Source organism: Butyricimonas synergistica DSM 23225 (assembly GCF_000379665.1).
GTDB lineage: Bacteria > Bacteroidota > Bacteroidia > Bacteroidales > Marinifilaceae > Butyricimonas > Butyricimonas synergistica.
Map to the genome: position 1 here is coordinate 1 of NZ_KB903372.1, position 21,277 is coordinate 21,277.

Sequence of the window (21,277 nt, forward strand, 5' to 3'; positions counted from 1 at the left end):
TCCAGTCTAAAACTCCCTCCCGCAAAGCAGGTTTCCAGTTTTCCGGGAAAGTATTGTCCAGGTAGAACACGATCGGTTTTACCGGTTCAACAAGTTCACCCCGCTCCCAGGCTTGAACATCTTTCGGTTCCAAACGCCAACGATTGGCAAATGAATAATACTTGGATCCTTCCCTGGGAGAGATATTTTGTTTCCCGGTCAAGAAAATCCCGATACGGGGATCAGAAATTCTCGGCTTCATTTTTTCTTCCGGCAACAACAACACGGTTTTCACGGTATTAACGGAAACATCCCCTAAATNAANAGAGAANANGANNAAACTAGCGGNACAANTNTACACTTCCTGNGANTCNATNGANATATTATCATCAAAAGATTTNATCTTTCCNGNNNAAGANAGNTCANTNTTCAANTTNCCNNTNATNGGCAACNNACCCATAANATANCCCCCGANAGGATTCATNGAAGGNTCGGAGAATATCTTTCCCNCNTCNAATACNACNGCNGTNCTATCTTTATTGTAAGCCTCCAGTTTGAACTTCAATTTAGGAATATCCATGAAATTCAAAGCCGCAGCCTCTTGCATTTCTTTTGTTTGGTCAAAAGTGGTATAAGTTGCGCACTCGCTCATAAAGATAGTGCTATCTTGCAATTTAAAACGAACGTGCANNGGNTCNGAGGNNTTATAGCCCACGTTNACCNTGGAAGGNTCACTCGTNGCGGAAGGAGTNGAAGCAATTAAAACATCCCGTCCCATATATTTTAACGGGTACTCGAAATAAATTTTATCTCCAACCCGATGAACCGTGATAAAGTTTCCNCGAAATTCCTCGTGTTGTTTTCCCTTGAACAACTTCTCGTATTTCGATTCTACTTTTTTAGCGGTAGAGTCTTGTTGTTCAGTTTTTGCTTTCTTCTTTTTCTTCTTACCCCAGGCGTACAAGGGTTCCGTACACGGGAGCAAGAATAGTGATACAAGTAACAATACTAATCCTTTTTTCATACAACAGATTTCTAAATGTTAATCAATAATCTATATTTTATCGTTCTAAAATAAAAACGCACCTCACTTATTACCAATCGCTTGTAAATCTATGTTATACTCATTTTTAAAATAAGCAATCAATATCGCATACTTTTCACGAATCAACCCGTGAACATCTTTATTCGGATGCAGAATTCCTTTCATGGTAGGTTTATCTTCATAAGCATCCGGCTCCGCCCTCAAATAATCATACGAATATTGCACTACCGCAGCGATATATTCCTTCCAGTCATATTCAGCATCTACCTGTCCTTCTTTCAAAAAACCTTGTTCATACATACTATATCCATCCACATATCCCCCATAAGTAGATACTTTCGTAAATTCCTCTGAGATTCCTATCATTTTCCGATCCAACAAACGTTCCAAAAAAGCCGTGTTTACATCATTTTTAAATGATGTTTTGGCAGCCTTCGAGAATGCCTCAACCTCCTGGCATCCCCAATTCACGGCAAGATTATCAAATCCGGAATAAACATTCAATTGCTCGGTACTAACAGGCCATACCTTTACAGAACTACACAGTAACAACTTCATAGGCATACAGCGTTGTAACATCGTATCCGCATAAAATTGGAAGAACAAATCTTCGACAAGAGCTAATTGTTTGCCGACATACGCTTCTTCTGCCGGGACCACTGTAATATTTCCCGAATAGGTATTCGTGTTTGAATTCAAAACAGCTTCATCCCAATCCGTCCCGTTAAAATACACATCTTTCGGTTCAAACTTATACAATATATAAAAACCACATCGATCAAACCATTCTACAATATTCTGGTCATAATCATGCGCCCCTTGAGGAAGGGTATATTTAAATTCCGGTTCACTTGTCGGTACAATAGGGTCTTCATCATAACATCCCAGCCAAAGCACAACGCTCAATAATACAAATATCAATCTATATCTCATAACATTCATATTTTAATATTCAACATCAAGGATTTTGTTCCAATTCCCGATTATACTCCAAAACTTGCTGGGGAATCGGCAAAACATAACGGGGAGAATTCGCTTGCAACGTAAATTTCTGTTCCTCTCCCAGATTTAAGAAATAAATATGCTCTAATTCCGGCATCCCATACCGACGTAAATCAAACCAACGATGATTCCCCTCACCACATAATTCCCGACGGCGCTCTTCTTTATAAAAATTCAACAAAGCCTCCCCATCCTTATCCACAGGAATATAAGTAGTGGTCCGAGTATCATAACGATGTTCTCTCAGGAAATTCAAATCAGACAAAGCTTTTTCTCTAAACTCCTCGTTATCCGAAACAATATATTTATGAATATAAGCTTCAGCCCTATTCAAATACATTTCTGCGGTACGAATACCTAGACAACCGTCATTTCTATCTTTACAAACAATATCCGGGACACGTTTAAAAGACATCGAAATAAAGTCAAAAGAATTGTAGTCCGTGTAATTTGTAAAATAAGTATTATACCGCAAGTCCAACACCTTACCGGCAGGAGAAACTTCATACAACCTCAATAAATCATCAGAAGCACTGTATGGACTTGCCGCCAAAGCACGCATATTAGCATAACCGTTTTCCGCCCGATACCAGATAACCTCATCAAGCGTATTTTTATTATACACGCCCTCGGAAGAAGTATTATCATCAGGATTCCTAAACATGGCAAGCGTGAGTAAATTTGGTTTTACTTTCAACACCTCATCAGCATATTTCAAAGCATTATCCCAATCTTCCATGTAAAGGTACATTCTGGACAAGATCGCTTTAGCCGCGATATGATTCATTCTATGCAAGCTCTTGGCAAAATCATTTTCCTCCAACAAACGATTCCCTTCCAACAAATCCTGTTCAATCTGGCGATAAACCGTAGCAACACTCTCCCGGGGAAACAATTCTTCCGTAACATCCATGTGTAATTTTAAAGGTACACCCAAATTTTTCTCGGGATCTCCGGCATTGTACGGTTGCCCGAAAAAATTCACGAGCATCAAATAATAGAACCCTCTTAAAGTAAGCGCCTCTCCTCGCAGATTCTCCCGTCTAGTGTCATCCCCCCGAACTTTATCCAAATAATCCAAAACCACATTACATCCTTTAATCTTCCGGTAAGGCAATTCCCAATAACTTACAATATTTCCGCCACCACCTTCATCAAACATATCTTTTTGCCAACCAAATTTCCAACGTTCTCTCTCAAGTTTCGTTTTATCATCCGGGTAGTAAATAGAAGCCCCCCGACACTGGATATCATCGGTAAAAATATCTGTAATACCCAAAAGATAATCCGTATAAAGTTCAGTATAAGCCTCTCCGTTCAACAATTGATCCATATCGTCTACCGTCGAAGGACGAATTTCGTCCTGACTCGATTCCTTCAGGAAGTCACTACATCCAAACAATCCCAAAGCAAACAGCAATATTATTATTCTTTTCATCAATCTCTAATTTACTTGTTAAAAACTCACGTTCACACTCAAGGAATAATTCCTTGATAAAGGTTGATTACCACTTGCTACTTCCGGATCCCGTCCTTGAAAATCTTTACTTACAATCTGGAAAGGATTGCTAACCGTAAATGACACACTCACATCCTGTGCGTAACGAGAAATCAATCTCTGGGGTATATTGTAAGAAAGAGTAATATTATTACATCTCAAGTACCAGGCATCCACCACCCTGACATCAGAATAAGGATAAGCTTCATAAGGATAAAAAGATTTCCAATTCTGATAAAAAGGATAAGATGCCAAATTCGTCGTCGGGTGAGGCAATGAAGGAATGTTCGTGTGAGCCTCATCACCAGGCTCTCGCCAACGTTTTACCATTTCCGTGGACATATTTAAATATTCACTCGGAATCCGTCCCCTGGAATTCATTTCTTTGAAAGGAGAAGCCAAAAATTTTTGATTCCCCGTGCTCAAATAGAAATTGGCTGTCAATGTCAACGTTTTATACCGGAATGAGGTATTCAAACCCGCGGTAAAATCTGGATCTAACTTTCCCGCATAAACCATATACCGGGTTGCATCTTCCCAGGCTGCCTCCGAATCACTTCCCGAAAGGTCAAATTCAGGAGCCCCGTTTTCAGGGTTCAACCCGGAGAAACGGAATGCCCAAAAACTAGACATGGCATACCCTTCCTTGTTCAATTCTCCCGACACAGCCTCTTTCCAATCTCCCGTAGGCTCCAAAGAACTCTTCAATTTATTGTACACTTGGGAAGTATTCATCCCCAACGACCAAACAAAATCCTTTGTCCGTACAGGCACCACGCTAACACTTAAATCCCAACCGGAATTTGTCATATTCCCGCCATTAATAACCATAGAAGATACCCCGTTAGCATACGGCACCTTACGCTCCGTGATCATATCTACCGTACGTTTGTAGTAATACTCGAACGTTCCGTTTATCTTGCTCTTGAACAAACTAAAATCAATACCCAAGTTCAAGCTTTTATTCTTTTCCCATTTCAAATGAGGAGCAGGCAAACTTTTAATACTTAACTTCAAATCATCGCTACCGCTTAATTCATCCACGGGTACAAATTTCGCAATCAGCTCCGGTCCCACATTCTCCGCAACATTTCCTTGAAAACCATAAGATGCCCGAATACTTACATCATTCAATATATCCTGATTTTCCAACCAGTGCTCCCGGGAAACATTCCAACGCACACCCACGGACCAAACGGGTTGGTATCTGGCACTTTTATCCTGCCCAAAACGATTGGAGGCATCCACACGAATACTTGCATTCACCGCGTAACGCTCGTCAAACATATAACTCATATTGCCATAAAAAGACAAGTAATTCGCTGTCCGGTCCGTGATCGAGGGACTCGTTCTCACCAGTTTATTCTTTTCCCCCTTCTCGCCTATCGTGATCGGCACCTGGGCAAACGACTTGCCCCGGTCAGGCATATAACCGTAATTCTTTTGAGTATAACCGTCATACTTGTTACTTCGGGATTCTTGTCCCAGCATAACACTAACAGCATGCTTCCCGAAATTATTAATATATTCCAATTGATTACGCCAAGTATAATTGTCATTCCTACTCTCAACGACATTTAATAATCCTCCCACGGGTAAAGGCGAATTTTTGTACTGAATATCCTCGGAACCGTAAGCTCCAAATTCATACTCTCTTATTGCAGTAATATAATTAGATTCTTCCGTGTACCATGATTCACCTAGAGAAGAAGAATGATTATATCCCAAGGTAGAAGACAGTGTCAACCCGCCAACAATATTCCAACGTACACTTAGATTACTATTCACACTACTTGTTGTATTTTCATTGCCGCTATTATTCAGTTCATGGACAATATTATACAAGTAATTATTTTCCCCTTTCGGGTAAAAATACAGACTTCCATCCTCGTTATAACAAGGAATAGCCCGATTGGTGGTACTTGCGTACGTATAAGGATCAACACTCGCAAAACCGGTTGTTTTCACCACACTACCAGCTAACCCGGCATTCAATGTCACACGATTCCATAAAGTTGAAGTAACATTAAAACTTCCATTGTACTGTTCCAGTCCATTCCCCTTAGCCGTATTTTCACTTCGATTAATACCCAAGGATGCCCGGTAAGTAGATTTTTCATTTCCTCCCGAGATACTAATATTGTGGCTATGGCTAAACGGAGTCCTGAACAAAATATCAAACCAATCCGTGTTCATCGCTTCAAGTTTCTTGGCTTGCGTGTTAAATTCGTCATAACTAATCTCTCGTCTTTTATAAGCCAATGCCAAAGCCATATACCCAATCGGATCCTCCAGCTCCACGATACATCCCCGTTCATACGCCTCCCGGGAAACACCAACACGTTGCTGTGAATTCATCAATTCCATGTTCTTGTAGCTCATTTTCGCGCTCATCGAGAAATTTCCGCTATAATTCACGGACATTCTACCCCGTTCTCCTTTTTTCGTCGTGATTACAATCACCCCGTTAGCAGCCTTCACCCCATAGATTGCGGTTGACGAAGCATCTTTCAAAACGACGATATTATCAATATCGCTAGGATTCAACCAAGCAATAGCCCCTCCCACGAAATTCTTAATCATATCCATATTATCGTCACCGATATCCGTTAATTGTGCCGCATTAAAAGGTAACGGGTCTTCCTGAATAATCCCGTCCACAACCCATACCGGTTCCGGGTTTCCTAACAAAGTCGAAGTTCCACGCACTCTCACCTTTTGGCGGGTACCCGTCAAACCGCTTTGGTTAATCACCATCATCCCCGGCAATTTACCTTGTAATGCTTGTTCTAACGTTTGTGTCCCGTTTACCACCAGGTCACTCCCCTTTATACTACTGGTCGAACCCGTCATCCCCCGTTTCTTCACCGCCTGATAACCTGTAACCACAACCTCTTCCACTTGTTGCACATCCTCACTCATCACCACATCTATCGTATCCCGCCCCACGTATTTCACCTCCACGGTTTTCATTCCAAGGAAAGAAAAAATCAATACAGAACTATCTTTAGGAATTCCTATTTCATAGAATCCATTAACATTTGTAGTAGTCCCGACAGTAGTCCCTTTCAAACGAATAGCCACTCCCGACAAGGGTTGATTCTCCTTGTCCTTCACCACTCCTTTAACATACGCGAGCACCTTCTTGTCTTTTTTCTGCTCTTCTTTCAATACAATAATAAACTTTCCCTCAATCCTATACGACAGACCGTTTACTTTCAACGTTTTGTCTAAAAGATCTTTTAAATCAATCTCCCCGAAATCAGCTCGAACCACTGTTTGCAAATCTACAACGCCATTATTATACATAGCCACAAAACCAATTTGGGAACGGATCTCCTGAAATAATTTATCATACGTGATTTTTTTGAAATTCATCTGCATTTTGTTTTGGCTTAATCCCGAAGAATAACCACCCAGTACAAAAAGCAACTGCATGACCGTAATCATCATTATGGTCAAAAAAGTTCTACCCGTTCGTTTTTTTACAAAAACGAAAGTTCTCCAACATTGTTTTTCCATAAATTTTAATTTTCAATTAACACTTTCAAAAAACTCTAGCTATTACAAATAGACTAGATTGTTTTCACTACACTACAAACTCAACTTTTTATCTAGATAAACCATTTTGTTTTCCATCCTACATTTCACATTCGACGTCATCTCTATAAAATCCAGCATGAATTTTAAAGATTGGGCACGTTCGACAGCCCCGGTAAAACGAATTGCACGAATAGCTTCATCCGTGAAAGAAAACTCCACGTCATACCAACGCGTTAGCTGTTTTACCAACTGTTCCAATGGCATATTCACGAAATCAAACATCCCGGATTTCCAGGAAACGATCAAATTCACGGGCACTTGTTGTTTCATCAACGATTTCCCTTCTATATCCCAAACCGCCTGCCAACCGGGGCTCAACATTTCCCGTCCCGTCGCCGCATTTACTTGCACCTTCCCGGTTTCCAAGGTTACGACTGAAACATTTTCGTCCCGATAAGCCATTACGTTAAATGATGTCCCAAGAACCTTCATATCTAAATCTTTTGCATGAACAATAAACGGACAAGCCTCATTCTTCGCCACTTCGAAATATCCCTCTCCCACGATCTCCACCTCCCGGGTTGCCCCCGTGAAACGCACCGGATATTTTAACTCGGTTTCCGAATTCAGCCAAACTTTAGTTCCGTCCGACAAAGTCAAAATATATTCACCTCCCCGGGGAACGATCAACGTATTATACTCAACTGCTTCCCCGAAAACTCTCCCCGACAAAGAATCCTCTTTCGCCATATAGCACAATCCCGCTCCCACGCTATGCTCAACACTTACCCTGTCCATTTTTAATACAAAAGAAGAATCCTTGTGAATAACCATCCTCTTCCCGTTATCCAAAAGCAAGGTTATATCGGAATGCCCGCCCAATATCTGAGATGCCCCGTTTTTTTCAATATACTCTTGTTTTTCCGGGAACCAAAACATGGTTGAAAACAATAACAAGCAGGCAGCAACCGCTCCACTCCAGAGATACAATCTTTGAGATATTCTCCTTCCTCGTTTTTCCCGCATGGGCAAACGAGATAATATTTTTTCTTCTGCCCGGGTTAAATTTATACGATTATATTTTTCCGCGTAACTCACGCGATAAAGTAACCGGAATAATTGTTTCAAACGCTTCTCGTTGGCAGGCTCCTCTTTCAACCATGCAGCAATATCTTCTTCTTGCCTTGAAGAAAATTTCCCACCCCAAAATTCCAAGAGGCTCCGGTATATTTCATCGTATTTCTTTTTCATCTGTTCTTACGGACTTTTATCCATTAAACAGATATTTCAAAAAAAAGGGTGACTCAAATACGACTTTTTTTAATCAAACGAAAAATTTCCAAGTAAAAAAAGGAACACGAGAAGATCTTTTCGATCTCCCAAATCGTCGCGTAACTGTTTCATTCCCTTCCTTAGTGAAGTTTTGACTGTATTAATTGAAATTCCAAATCGCTCTGCAGTTTCCGCGTAAGAATAATTTTCACAAACCACGCTATAAACGATTTCTCTCATACGCTGGGGTAATTTATTCAATGCCTCGCGTACCAGTTGAACTGTTCTCTCGTCCAATCTCTCGGCTTCATGAAAAGCGATATCTAAATGGGAAGGAGATATTCTTTCCGTCTGAATGCCACGGTGTTCTAGTATATTAAAACAAGCATTTCGGCTTATCGTGAACAAATAGGTTGACAAAGCTTTCGCGTGTATCCCATCAAACAGACGATTTTCCCAAAGCTTGATAAACTGCTCCTGCACGATATCCTCGGATTCAGACAAATTATGCATAAATCCGTCAACAAAAAGAACTAAAGAACGGTAATAACGTCGCAGTAAAAACTTCATACCGTCCCGTTCCCCGGACTTTAGCATTCTCAATATGTCTGCATCATCATGTATCACGTATCCCCTTTTTAGTGATGAAACAAAAATAATAATATTCCTTGTAAGTTCAAAAACCTTCTCTTGTATACGTGCACAAACCTCCACCAGTTAAAAAAAAGACCCCGTCGAATCCGACAGGGGTCCCTCTTTAAAATCACACAGTATCTTATTTGATAATCTCAACAAGAACGCAACGATTCCATTCATCTTTGTCATAACGGGAACTAACACCTTTATGATCCTTAACAACGCGCTGCTTGCTTATTCCATATTTGTTGATAAACATATCCGCAACGGCATTTACTCGTTTTTCAGAGATAATCATATTTGCTTTCTGCGTTCCGCGTTTATCAGCGTAACCGGTTAAACGAATACGCACATCAGGATTCTCTTTCAGGAATTGTGCTAAATTATAAATACCCACTTCTTGGGTTGCATCAATCTTATAGCTATTGAATGCGAAATTTATAGTAGTCGGCAGAGCCTTGTATTCGACATCGGTCTTAGTCGTCGGAACTTCTTGTTTTACAATTTTCACAACAGTATCCGGAGCTCTTCTCAACAACTCTTGGATCTGGGCTTCTTGTGCTTTTGTCAAAGTTTGAAGCTCTGCATATTGCTTGTGGCTAACAGCTTTCTTGAAAGAACGGTTTTTGAATCTATAGGTAACACCCACGCTCAACCCCATGATACCGTCATTGGGAAAACCACCGCGAGTCACAAGATCGTCATCCAAAATCATTCCGGAATATTCCAAATTCAAGTCAAAGCGTTCACACAAACGGAAACGAGCCTGAACACCGGCATTAATCGTGAAAGATTGGTCACTGCCAATAAACGCTCCCCCGATCCCGGCGAAAGGAACCAAATCAAAACAACGTTTCTCGTTATAACGTCCGAAAAAATTCAGCAACCCGAACATGAAATCTCCATGAACAGCTCCATAATGTTTATGCAACATGGTATTCCCGTTATTCTGGAATCCGTGTAACGCACCTCCCTGACCTTGTACTCTCACTCCCCACCACGGTGCGAACCATTTACCGACAGACAATGCCGGCATAAAAGTCAATCTATCCCCGAATTTAGCATCAGTAGAACCTTCCGCGTAAAGAGCTTGGGCACCAAAATTCAAAGAAACAAACCAATTATCCCAAAAATTATTGGTTTCAAAAGATGTTTTGTAACCAGGTAAGTTTTTTTCTTGGCTAGATTGTGCAAAAGTTGAAATGCACAACACCAACATGCATACAAACAATAAATTCTTTTTCATTTTCAAAATAATTAAAATGTTTATTCGTGTAACAATCCTCATATACAAAATTGAAAAAACATCGCAAAATTAATAAAATTCACGCACAACACAACAAACAAATAAACATACCTTTGAAAGGCACCTTTAGTTAACTGAGCGTTTTGTAAGTTACAAAACACTCAATTGGGAATTTACACCCATGAGCTTTCATTTTGCCATAAACACACCCCAAAGTCTGTCCATAAAGTCACATACATCACAAAATTACGCGCAATTACACTGATAATCACCAATTTGTACATTGCTTGACTTTATAGAAATTAGGAATTAAAAGGCGTGTTTTGATACACTTCCCCGCATAATTATTTAATTATCTTCCACGCAACGGATAAAACAAGCGTCACTGCCACCAGAACTTAAATTATTACCTGAACTTATTTCATGGAAATCAAATGTATAATAATTTATATCCCAACCACAAATATTCTCACTAGAAGTTTTACCATACTGTTTTTCAAGCCAATAAATCGCTCCCTGCCGACGATACAAATCATAAAATAGAGGACGGAGTGCCAATAAATCCGCGCCATCGGGATATGCCGCAGTTCTATTGGCATACCGAAGCATACCATTTTCTGCAAATCTTCGACGCCCGTATCCGGACGCTCCTATAGGGAAGAATACGTGCTTACCATTCGTCTTGTTATACACGAAACATCCTCTCATCCCATAACCGCTTTCAACGCCGGAACCGCCTTTCCCCGAGCGGTATTCATAAACGTCCTGAATACTTGTATGTGTCGAATTATCATTGGTGCCATCTCCATAAAGCACACCAAAACCTTGTTCAACACTAGAAGTGGTAAAAAGAAGATTATAATCATTGTAATTCGCAACTCTTACGTTAGCACCAAGATTTACTTTCCACGAAGGATTTTCCGTATTTTGAGAGGCTATGCCATCCCACGCGAGAGGTGCCGCACCTACAATATTCAAAGTCCCGGGAGCCACGAAATCCCCCGGTTTGACATTATTCCATGGAACTTTGCGATGTACTTGGCTGGAAGCTGCTATCGGTTGCTCCAAATTGCCATAACGAAACAACGACCCCTCGTCAAGCGGAGTATCAACTTCTTTACCCGCGGCAAGCAAATTACGGTTATGCCATTTCGCACCTCCGTCCACGAGTTGCACCGGACCATCTCCCTGCGTCACGAAAATCAAGTGCTGGCAAGTGTAATCATGATAATCTACACGAATAACCGTTTGACGCACCTCCCCCTCTGGTATCTTGCCTTTGAATTTCACGTCAAATTCGATAAAACTTCCCGTCTTCCCTTCTGCATTTTCAAGCGTAATGAAATCATCCCCCCGAAAAGGGACTCCATCCACCTCCGAGGGGATATAAGCCCGCCAACGCCCTTCGGAAGGGAAGGCTTCAAAATTGACTGCCTCTTCCTTCGGCAATCTCATCAATTTTACATGAAAAGAACTCGTGTTCCCTGCACTTCGGTAAATGCCCTTGGGATTAACGACACGACGCACCTGGAAAATTTTTGCCGTGTCTTTTAATGTTCGCTCTCTCCCGTCATCAAATTTTATTTTCACGGTAAATTCCACCTGTGCCTGACGCTGATAGGCGACATAGGGATTGTTACCGGTATAGGCAGAACTGACAATCATCTGCTTCGCCCGCGTGTACAAGGGAATCGTTATGTTTACGGTTTTATTTACTTTATCAGTGGTTATGGTGTAAGTTCCATCATTCTCCGAATGCGTCCCATCCGTTGTCGAGTAATCCCTTGTCCCCCTTTTTGTTTCTTCATAGTACGCCTTATTACTCGTAATTGTTATTATACCATCCCCTTTTTCATTTCCATTTGACAATATTTTAGCCGTAGTCTTGCGAAGCGAAAGGAAACCATGCCAAGGGGCATTGTTTGCGTCAGTAGGTGTCACCGCGTAATCATATTGCTTGGCATAGTCAAGCGTCGAGGCTCCCTCCGGCGCCCAATTATTGAATATGATTCTCGCACCCAAAGAGTCAAGTTGCCCCCCTCCGGTATTTATTTTTATAGGAAAATCCAAAGAGCGGTTATAAAGATAAGAAATGTAATAAACCGGCGGAACCTCTATTCCCGGTTTTTCCTCTTTATACTCGATATGCCAATCCGCATCATTGGCAAAATTTTTCAACACCAGCGTGAGTTTGTAGTGATAATTTCGTTCGGCATTATAATCGGTCGCGACATCCTTGCCGAGCATGAAACGGTATTTTATAGGACCGCTACCCACCTTTTGGGGATTAATGGACACGTAATAAGCGTCCACCTCGATATACGTGCCGAAAGGCATGTCATCTTTCAGGCTATAACTATCGTCCCCGGGAAAACCGGGGCGGTCCAATGCACCATTCCCATCGGCATCTTGCCGTTTATCTTTTCCCTCTCCTTGCATATTTTCAAAAAAGAACAAAGCGTTGGACCCTTCCTTGTGTTCACCATATTCAGGCTTACCGGTCGATAATCGCACGGGATAATATTCATTAAATGCCGGCACATCCTCTCCCTCGTAATAACGTATGATTTCTCCATCAATAAGATTCGCCACGTCCTTTATTTTATTCGTGTCCCCCAAGAAACAAGTCCTGGGTATGTCTTTAATCCGAACCGATTTCAAGTAAACGAAAACCCCTTCTTCCAACCCGGAAGCATCGTACGCCACCGTCACTTTCGATGCCGCACGCCGCACCCATGCGTGCAATTTTGTCGTGTTTTTGTTGATCAACACCGTTTCTTCCGCAACAAGCGCCTTTTTATCTGCCAATCCATCATTATCTACCACAAAGTGACCGAACATTTGGCTATTCTTTGCCACATCATCAGCGATCCAAGTTAAAGTGATTCCTTTCAATCCCTCCACGGTTTGAATGGCCTCTCCATAAGAAGCAAGGTCCAAATTGGCAACCGCGTAAATATAATACCTCCCCTGCGGAACAGTCAATGTAAAAGAAGCACGGGAAGTTGCCGATTCGGCATAGGGCCCCCCGGATGTAAGGCCATCCCTGTCAACGGATGTCGTCGGCTTGAAATTTTCAATCTCGTATTTCTCGACCAAGTTTCCCCCCTCCGTGTATAACAACACCCACAAACTCTGAATATCTTTTATCGCGTCCCCGGCACTTCTGCTCGCCCCGTTCAACGCAGGAACCAGCGGTTTGAACTCCACGGTTGCGGTTACAGTACTTGTAGCCCCGGGAGTAAAATCATCATCTCCTCCCAGCGGTTCATCCTCGCAAGCGGCGAAGCAAATGAACAGCACATACAAAAGACTATATAGTATATCCCGTTTCATATTTTCAACGATTCTCTGTTATAACCCAAAATCCGGTTTAAGCTCTTTTTCCCGGTAAGGCTCCACATCAACCACCCACTCTAATTCAAATTTATCATCATTCTTTATCGTGATATTCACCACGACATGCGTGTTCCTCGGAAGCCCGTGAGGCAGGTTTCCGAGTTTTCTTTCCCAAGAAACCCCATTCACCGTGATACCCACGAGATACTCCCCGTCGGGTTTTCCCTCCAGTAAATAAATAGGTTCTAATTCCTTAAATCCATTATTGGCGGGCAATATAACATCCACCCCCTCATGCTTGTAATCATACACCCCGGAAAACGGCGGCACATTGTAACTCTTTATCGCTAAAACCGAATAATTGTCCCCCTCCTCCCCAATCGTCTCTTCTTCGTATTTAGCGTTTCGCGGCAAGTAATACTCCTTGTTCGCCATATTTTTAATCACCAAACCCGTCAATTCCCTCATGGTAGAAGTCTCGTTCGTTATCCGGAACGTGAATTTCACGGCAGCTCTTGTCACGAAAAGCTGGCACTCGTTATTCTCCTGGCGAGACACGTACACCTGGTGGCGTTCGTTCATGGGCAAAGCTCCCGACAATTGTCCCGAAGGCGTTTCCACCCGGACCGTCAGATTGGAAATTACCTCCGCGGGGAATGTTTCCCCGACCATTATACCATCAAGGAAATCAGATAGGGCAAGCGTCTCGTTGCTATCTCCCTGACTCACCTGAATACTCTCGTTATCCTCGTTCACGAAAAGATAAATCTGTTTCCATTCCCCGCTAACCACCTTAAATTTTCCAGACACAACGCTCATCACGGCAGAAGAAGAAAAATTTATAAAGTCGTTTATCTCGACCACGCCATTCTCCCGCACCACGATCACCCGCAATTTTTGCATCATCTCGTCCTCATTCTTGGGTTTCGCATCCTCCACTACCCCGCGGGCTATGGGACGTGCCACGTCGGACAACGCCACGTTGATATTGAGGTTCACCAGAACCTCTCCCTCGGCATTTTCCCCGGTATCCCGGCTACATCCCCCGGACAACAAGAACGCCATCAATCCAAATATGAGATAACACGCAACCTGTTTCATTTTTGAATGTCATTGACTCTAACCGTCCAATCATTAATCTTTATCGTCGTTTTCAACCACCGGTAATCCGTGTCAAGCAAAAAAAGCATCGACCACTCGCTCTGCCGGTCCAAAAACTCCTGTTTATCCATATCCTTGTAAAATTCACTCCTGAACGCCAGCAAATAATTGTTCAACGGAATGTTCAGCACCTCCCCCGCATCCTCCTTCCGGCGAATCACGAGCTTCGGGCTATTCTTCAGCATCAACCGCGAAGTTGAAAACTCCGCGTATGCCATGACCACCTCCTTGTCGTTCCCCATCATTCCCGCTGACACTTGCCCCCTCGCCCAAGGCGTGTAGGCCACCTCCCCGTTCGGGATCACATCGTTATCACTAGCGAACAAGGTGTTGTCATCCGTGATCTCGAAATCAAAATCCTTGTCATCCACCGGGTCGCCGTTCATCTGTTGCAACATGATCCGGATATTATTCGTGTTCTTCATCATCTCCACCACGCCCTCTTGATACAAGTCCGCCGTGGCAAGCGTGAGTTGTCCCCAGTACATGTCGTGCAATTTCTTCCGATCGGGGTTCGTCAGGCAATCCTCGTCCATTCTTACCCGGGCATCGCCATACTTGCTTCCCGGTGCCGGAGGTCGTACCATGAAAAAAGAACTTTCCCCGCAAGCCATTCCCCCGTAAGCCACGAAACGGTAATTTCCCGGCTTCAATTCCAACGTCATCCGGTAACTTTCGTCCCGCAATTCCGGTCCCATCACCACGCGGGTATCCACGTAATTGCCTTCCTCGTCATATATATAAAGTGTCAAGCAATCCACCTTCTTGGGGAATGCGTTGGCAAACTCCATGTTGTAGTCGTAGATAAAACGAAGCGACACCCCGTGAGCGCATGGATCGAGATCTTCATATATTTTCTCGCACGAGGAGAAGGCAAAGCTCATCGACGCGGCACAAAGTGCCGCACCGATGATTCTTGAAACTATATTTCGTTTTCTACTTTGCATGTTGATTCTTAAAATTCGATATTATTTATACGGACCGTCCAAGGCAATACCTCCACGGAAACCGTCAGGTAAACATCGCTTTTTTCGTCCGGGTCATCCGGATCTATTGGGTCCGGATCGTTGTCAGAAATGCGCGGATGGCCTAAACGGTCAATTTTCGTGACAGCAAGTTTGTACACGTTGTTACGCACCACGCCGAACTCCATCGGGCCCATGCTCCCGTTTTCCCCGTTATCATTGTGACGGTTCCAGTAGTAATAATAGCAATAATACCCGACAGGATCACTACCTTCTTTACTAGACTGGTAAATCGTAAATCTGGAACCGACAGCAGCCGTTCTAAAACTTTCCCAATAAGTCGTGTTAGAAGCGTTTGTTTGCCATTGACTCCACAAGTAATCAGGGCTCTTAGGGTCAGTACTATACACGGCAGCCACAGCAGGAGTATCGCCCTCAGCCGCTTTCTCTACACAAATTTTGTCCGCATTCTCAGGATTCCCGAATACCGCGGTGTAAAATTCACGACTGGCATTTTCATCCAAAGCAGCAGCACGTACCTCTTTCCAAGTCACGTAAATATTCGTCAAATAGGTATAAAGGATCGGGTCCTGCATCGGATTTCCCGTGAGATCTGTACGTTTCAGAAGTTTCACTAAAGAATTAGTCTCGTCCGCACCGTCGGGTGCAATCATCTGACCTTTAAAAACAACCCCGGTAGTAATTCCTTGTTTTTGATTAGAAGTTTCCCCGGGAATTGTATTTTCCGCCACGTAACGCCAAATTTTATATTCTTTTGAACCATAATTGTCACTAGTAGCACCTTCACCCAACACCTTACTAATATCATGCGAATCCCACTGCCCGCGAGCGGTCTGGTCAATTGTCCACGACATACCCTCCTCGTGGCCTAAGCAATAATCAAAATACGTTCCAAAACCACTGGCAATACCCGTATTTTTCTCCGCGGCATCCGTGTCTACCACGTAATTTGATGGAGTTTCCACACCACAAATATTCCAGCCGTCCTTCAATCCATTCGCGGACACACGGCGCAAGTAGTAGAAATTTTTGCTCATGTTCACCAATGCCATTTTTTGCAACTGGATTTGCATGAGAGGTGCATTATTTTTCATCACAACATCGTATGTATTGTTCTTTCCGCTCCCGTCCTTGAAATCAAAACGAGCTACAGAACGTTCTACTTGAATTGCACCGTTATTGACAACCTCTTTATCGGTACCGTAATTATTGGGACCAGACAAATTGAACGCGTTATTCTCTGTCGTGTAATCATTCCAATCTGCTAATGTCTTGGGTAATTTCTTTTTTGCCAATACGGCATTCGACATCAAGAACTTTTTATCAGTAGTAGCAGCATCAAACTCCGTTCTGCCAGCAATCCCATCTCTCCATGCAGTAGTTCCCACAGTTGCATCGTCAATCAATTTTTTTAAAGCCGTCGTAGGATTACAGAACACATAAACGTGTATCTCATCCTTTCCTGTTGTCAAATTGCCATTCGCATCCGTATTAGCAGCCTCGTAATAAGCGGCGATTGATGTCTTCGTGATCCTTTTCGTCGTGCTGAAAGAGGTCGAAGACAAATTCGTCATGTTTTCTGGCGTTTCCGTGATGCTGTGGGCAATCAATTCGTCACTCGTCGTTGCCAACACGAGCAAAACCTCGCTCACCGTGTTCTCTTTCTCCTGCCCCACCTCTGTGCCACTCGTACTGGTTCCATAATCCCCATTTTCCGGTGTATTTGTTTCACTGCGAGCCCCCACTCCCCCGGCAGGAAGCTGTACCGATACATTCATGTAAACGGCATCTTTAGAGCCATTCAGATTCTCGTCAGAATCGTCGCCTGTAAGAGTGTCATTGCTACACCCGGCGAGCAACCCCATCACGAGAATGCTCGCGAAATAATTCCACATTCTTTTCATCTCTTTTTTATTTAAATTGGTCATTCTATTTGGTCATTTTTCACTTCTTTCACTTGACGCAAAGCATCTTCCGCCTCGGTGATCCCCCCTTGGGCAGCCTCGGCGAAAAACCTCATTGCCGAATCGTAATCTTTCGATAGACCTGCGTAAACCCCTCGGGCATAAACGGCTTCCACGCAATCACCCGCCTTGCCCAGGTAACGGGCAGCTCCTTTCAAGTCGCCTTTCGCCATGGCGGCATTGGCAGCGTTCAGGTTGGCGACCTCGTCCCCCGGGAACATCCGTACCGCAATCTCGAACGCCTCGTTGTACTCGTCGCTACCCGGTTCCAAATCTTTCGCCGCTATATATAATTCACGTAAACTCAATTTCTGTGGCTGGGTTTTCATGATCCGCCGGATCTCTTCCGCGTCCGTGTAAGTGCGTACCACGTATCTCACCACGTAATCCGAGTGCCGAAGTCCCGGGTACACGTTCTTCAACAGGAACTGGTAATCCTCCGGGTAAGTCGATTTTATCATCTTTTCCTTGGCATCCGGTTCCAAATCGGCACGGATAAGCCCCAGAATATCATCTCGATTCCTCAAATTAGTACTGTCCACGTAAGCCTCCAAACCCGCCCAATCTTCCGGCTCGTAAGAGGTAAGAATCACGCTATCGGGGAAATGATACAACTCCCGCACGTAAGTTTTCAACGTTGCCGTTCTCCCCTTCGCCAGGCGAGTGTTATTGGCATACGTACCCTCCGGAGAGGCATATCCTTTGATACTCAATGCCGTGATACGCACATCCGGATCCTCCCGCACCACGTCAATCGTCTGTCGTATCTTCCGCAACTCTGTCGGATTCTTCCGGTAATCCTCGTGTATCTCCGTGCGATTCACCGGGAAATCGATATAAGCGGAACCTTTCACTTCACGCGTCTTCACCATCTCCACCTCCGGCGGCAGATACACGAACACCGGAGTGTAAACTTTCGGCTCCATCCGCAACAGCGGCACCCGACGGTCCTCCCCCTCGCCCCGACAACCGCAAGCTCTCTCGTCTATTGCCAAGGTAGCCTTCGACATCCACACCTCGAAAGGAAGCGAAGCACGATAACGAATCACATTCGCCTGTCCCGCCCGTTCCAATACATCCCCGTCCGACACGGGCGTGTTACGCAAGTGATAGAAATAGCGGTTCCGTCCCGCCACGATCATAAAGGGCAACTGCACGCTATCCGATTCGCCTTTCAATACCGGGACAAAAAGCAATTCCCGGTTCGTGGCAATATTCAAAGCGGACACGTCCACGTCCATTGAAACGAACAAGGCATTCTCCCCACGCACCACGTCGAGATTCCTTACCACTACCTGCCCGTCGGCAAGTTCCTGCCCGCTCACGTTTGCCATGAACAACATCAGCAAGCCTAAACACCATATCTTTCTCATAGCCATCTTTTTAAAACAAATAAACAAAATTCAACGCCGCTTTCGTCGGTCCCACGTAATGATGCGACCGCCCTTTTGCCAACCTTGTCCCGCACTCGGCACAAGGATACACGTCGTAACGAGTATAAATGTACCCCACGCCGATTTCTGCCTCGAAATTCCAGTGCTTGGAAAGCACCCACGAGTGACCGTAAGCCACTCCCGCTCCGACAAACCACCCTTGGTAACGGCGATCCGTCAACTTGGAGAAATCCGTTCCCCAAAAAGAAATACTATTCTTCAAGTTACCGACATTATACTTCCCGCCCAATACATGTACACCTAAAAAATGTCCCGCAAAACAGTCACAAAACCAATAACGAGCCTCCGGCTGCAGCATCCAATGCTTCCACTTGTGATCGCCCGATATAGTCCACCCGTTATAATTGCTCGAGAGATCAAACGTCCATCTCGGCGCCAAACGAAACTCTATGCCGGCGTTAATTGTTGCCGTTGCATCATATAACAAGTTGCTCTTCACTGCCATTTTTTGACATTTTGCTCCCGTGCTGAAAAAAAGTCCCAAAAGCAAAAACATACAAAGCTTTAAACTCATTTTTCCCATATCCAAGATTCATCGTAATTATACACCTATGCAAATCTCACTACAAAACATAATAAACAAAGCCTCGGTCTGCTTTATAAATAAACGCCATTTCATACTATACCACTCTAACACTTGTTCCTCAATACACTATCAATTCAAAACACTTCATATCTATACTAAACATCTATTGCACAAATAAATGAAGCTATTAAACAAAATCGCTTTAATCGTTCGTTTAATGATACAAAGATAATGGGGTAAAATTACAATACAAAATTTTCGCGTAATAATTTGGTGCATATGTATATATGATTATATTTAATTATCAAACAATTCGTTTTTTAACCCCCTTTTTTTTAATCGCTTTAAACGAAGGTTTCAAGATATAAAACGCATAAATTTAATTTTGTACATTTTACCAAAATATCACCAATACAGATATATTTTTGACAACAAAAATCTTTGCATCAACCACTCATAATAAATCAAAAAAATAAGTACATACGAAAATCATCCTACTTATTTTTGACGATCGTACCGGATTTAAATATTTTTGTAACCAGTAAAACGATACCTAAAACCGTGACAAATGAGCAAGAACGCTATCGAATCGAAATCCCAAATGTGGAACCCGTGGCACGGTTGCCACAAACTAAGCGCGGGCTGCAAGCATTGTTACGTGTACCGGGGCGATTCCAAACGAGGTATCAACAGCAGCATTGTTTCCAAAACTCAAAATTTTGACCTGCCCGTCCAAAAAAAGCGAAACGGTGAGTATAAAATCCCACCGGAAACATTAGTTTACACGTGCTTCACATCCGACTTCTTTCTCGAAGATGCCGACGAATGGCGTGCCGAGGCATGGGACATGATACGTACCCGGGATGATTTAAATTTCATGATCATAACCAAACGCATCGACCGTTTGCAAATATTCCTCCCCGATGACTGGGGCGACGGGTACGATCACGTCACGATCTGTTGCACGGTCGAGAATCAGGATAGAGCGGATTACCGCCTACCAATCTACCAAGCCGCCCCGATAAAACACAAAATCATCATCTGCGAACCCATCTTGGAACGAATCGACCTGACTCCATACAATATTGACTCGTGGATCGAACAAGTTGTTGCCGGCGGGGAGTCTGGCAACGAAGCCCGCCCCTGCGATTTCGATTGGATAATGGAACTACATGATGTATGCGTGGAACAAAATATTTCGTTTTGGTTCAAGCAAACCGGAGCCAAATTCATAAAAAACGGGAAATTATATCCCATCAACTACCGCCAACAACATTCCCAAGCTCGAAAAGCGGGGATTAACTTCGATGCGGAATAAACAAGAGCATCTCCCATACAAAATTCAATATCATCGAAAAACCGAAGGTCGATTTCAGCTTCCGTCTAGCACAGCAACAAGTCTACCTTTTTGCAATATACAACTCCCCCCCATTTCGAACTATTTGCTCAGCCCGGCACCGGAATATTTCCAGTGTTCGTATTGCTCACGTGTTTCTATTTCAGATAAAACAAATCTTTGTTCGCTTGACAAATCGTAAAACAAGAACAGGCAAAATCGTAAATCAAGCCTTTTGACAAGGGTAAAAATGTAAAATAGAACAAAAAGATAAAAAAGAACTATCCCGT

The 21,277-nt window shown here is 43.3% G+C and carries 13 protein-coding genes and 1 pseudogene; 1 reads left to right on the forward strand and 13 read right to left on the reverse strand.

Annotated features, from left to right (window positions below; translation table 11 throughout):
• The 13 genes and pseudogenes from A3CY_RS23460 to A3CY_RS0117950 form a co-directional block, all read right to left on the reverse strand.
• Positions 1 to 1,003 (reverse strand): annotated as a pseudogene (locus tag A3CY_RS23460) (DUF5117 domain-containing protein); the annotation flags it as partial.
• A gap of 63 nt (positions 1,004 to 1,066) precedes the next feature.
• Entirely contained in the window at positions 1,067 to 1,957 is an 891-nt protein-coding gene (locus A3CY_RS0117895) for a putative zinc-binding metallopeptidase (RefSeq protein ID WP_018339322.1), read from the reverse strand.
• A 25-nt stretch (positions 1,958 to 1,982) separates the two neighbouring features.
• Entirely contained in the window at positions 1,983 to 3,464 is a 1,482-nt protein-coding gene (locus A3CY_RS0117900) for a RagB/SusD family nutrient uptake outer membrane protein (RefSeq protein ID WP_026207834.1), read from the reverse strand.
• A gap of 18 nt (positions 3,465 to 3,482) precedes the next feature.
• Positions 3,483 to 6,902 (reverse strand): SusC/RagA family TonB-linked outer membrane protein, encoded by a 3,420-nt coding sequence (locus A3CY_RS0117905; RefSeq protein WP_240388184.1) that lies wholly within the window; start codon positions 6,900 to 6,902, stop codon positions 3,483 to 3,485.
• Positions 6,903 to 7,118: 216 nt separating this feature from the next.
• Positions 7,119 to 8,318: a FecR family protein gene (locus A3CY_RS22315; RefSeq protein ID WP_018339325.1), complete on the reverse strand. Its 1,200-nt coding sequence runs from the start codon at positions 8,316 to 8,318 to the stop codon at positions 7,119 to 7,121.
• 69 nt (positions 8,319 to 8,387) lie between these two features.
• Entirely contained in the window at positions 8,388 to 8,966 is a 579-nt protein-coding gene (locus A3CY_RS0117915; RefSeq protein WP_018339326.1) for an RNA polymerase sigma factor, read from the reverse strand.
• A 148-nt stretch (positions 8,967 to 9,114) separates the two neighbouring features.
• Entirely contained in the window at positions 9,115 to 10,221 is a 1,107-nt protein-coding gene (locus A3CY_RS0117920; protein ID WP_026207836.1) for an OmpA family protein, read from the reverse strand.
• A gap of 348 nt (positions 10,222 to 10,569) precedes the next feature.
• Positions 10,570 to 13,557, reverse strand: coding sequence for a DUF4906 domain-containing protein (locus A3CY_RS0117925; protein WP_018339329.1), 2,988 nt, complete (start codon positions 13,555 to 13,557; stop codon positions 10,570 to 10,572).
• Between the two features lie 18 nt (positions 13,558 to 13,575).
• Complete coding sequence (locus A3CY_RS0117930) at positions 13,576 to 14,661, reverse strand: hypothetical protein (RefSeq protein WP_026207838.1); 1,086 nt, start codon at positions 14,659 to 14,661, stop codon at positions 13,576 to 13,578.
• Positions 14,658 to 15,668 carry a FimB/Mfa2 family fimbrial subunit gene (locus A3CY_RS0117935; RefSeq protein ID WP_026207839.1) on the reverse strand — a complete coding sequence of 337 codons (1,011 nt, stop codon included), beginning with the start codon at positions 15,666 to 15,668 and terminating at the stop codon, positions 14,658 to 14,660. The genes A3CY_RS0117930 and A3CY_RS0117935 overlap by 4 nt, the downstream gene beginning before the upstream one ends.
• Positions 15,669 to 15,676: 8 nt before the next feature.
• Positions 15,677 to 17,611 carry an Mfa1 family fimbria major subunit gene (locus A3CY_RS0117940; protein ID WP_026207840.1) on the reverse strand — a complete coding sequence of 645 codons (1,935 nt, stop codon included), beginning with the start codon at positions 17,609 to 17,611 and terminating at the stop codon, positions 15,677 to 15,679.
• Positions 17,612 to 17,631: 20 nt separating this feature from the next.
• Positions 17,632 to 19,044 (reverse strand): DUF3868 domain-containing protein, encoded by a 1,413-nt coding sequence (locus A3CY_RS0117945; RefSeq protein WP_026207841.1) that lies wholly within the window; start codon positions 19,042 to 19,044, stop codon positions 17,632 to 17,634.
• 10 nt (positions 19,045 to 19,054) lie between these two features.
• Entirely contained in the window at positions 19,055 to 19,648 is a 594-nt protein-coding gene (locus A3CY_RS0117950) for a DUF3575 domain-containing protein (protein WP_018339334.1), read from the reverse strand.
• A 571-nt stretch (positions 19,649 to 20,219) separates the two neighbouring features.
• Here A3CY_RS0117950 and A3CY_RS0117955 point away from each other — a divergent pair.
• Positions 20,220 to 20,969 (forward strand): DUF5131 family protein, encoded by a 750-nt coding sequence (locus tag A3CY_RS0117955; RefSeq protein WP_018339335.1) that lies wholly within the window; start codon positions 20,220 to 20,222, stop codon positions 20,967 to 20,969.
• Positions 20,970 to 21,277: the final 308 nt, after the last annotated feature.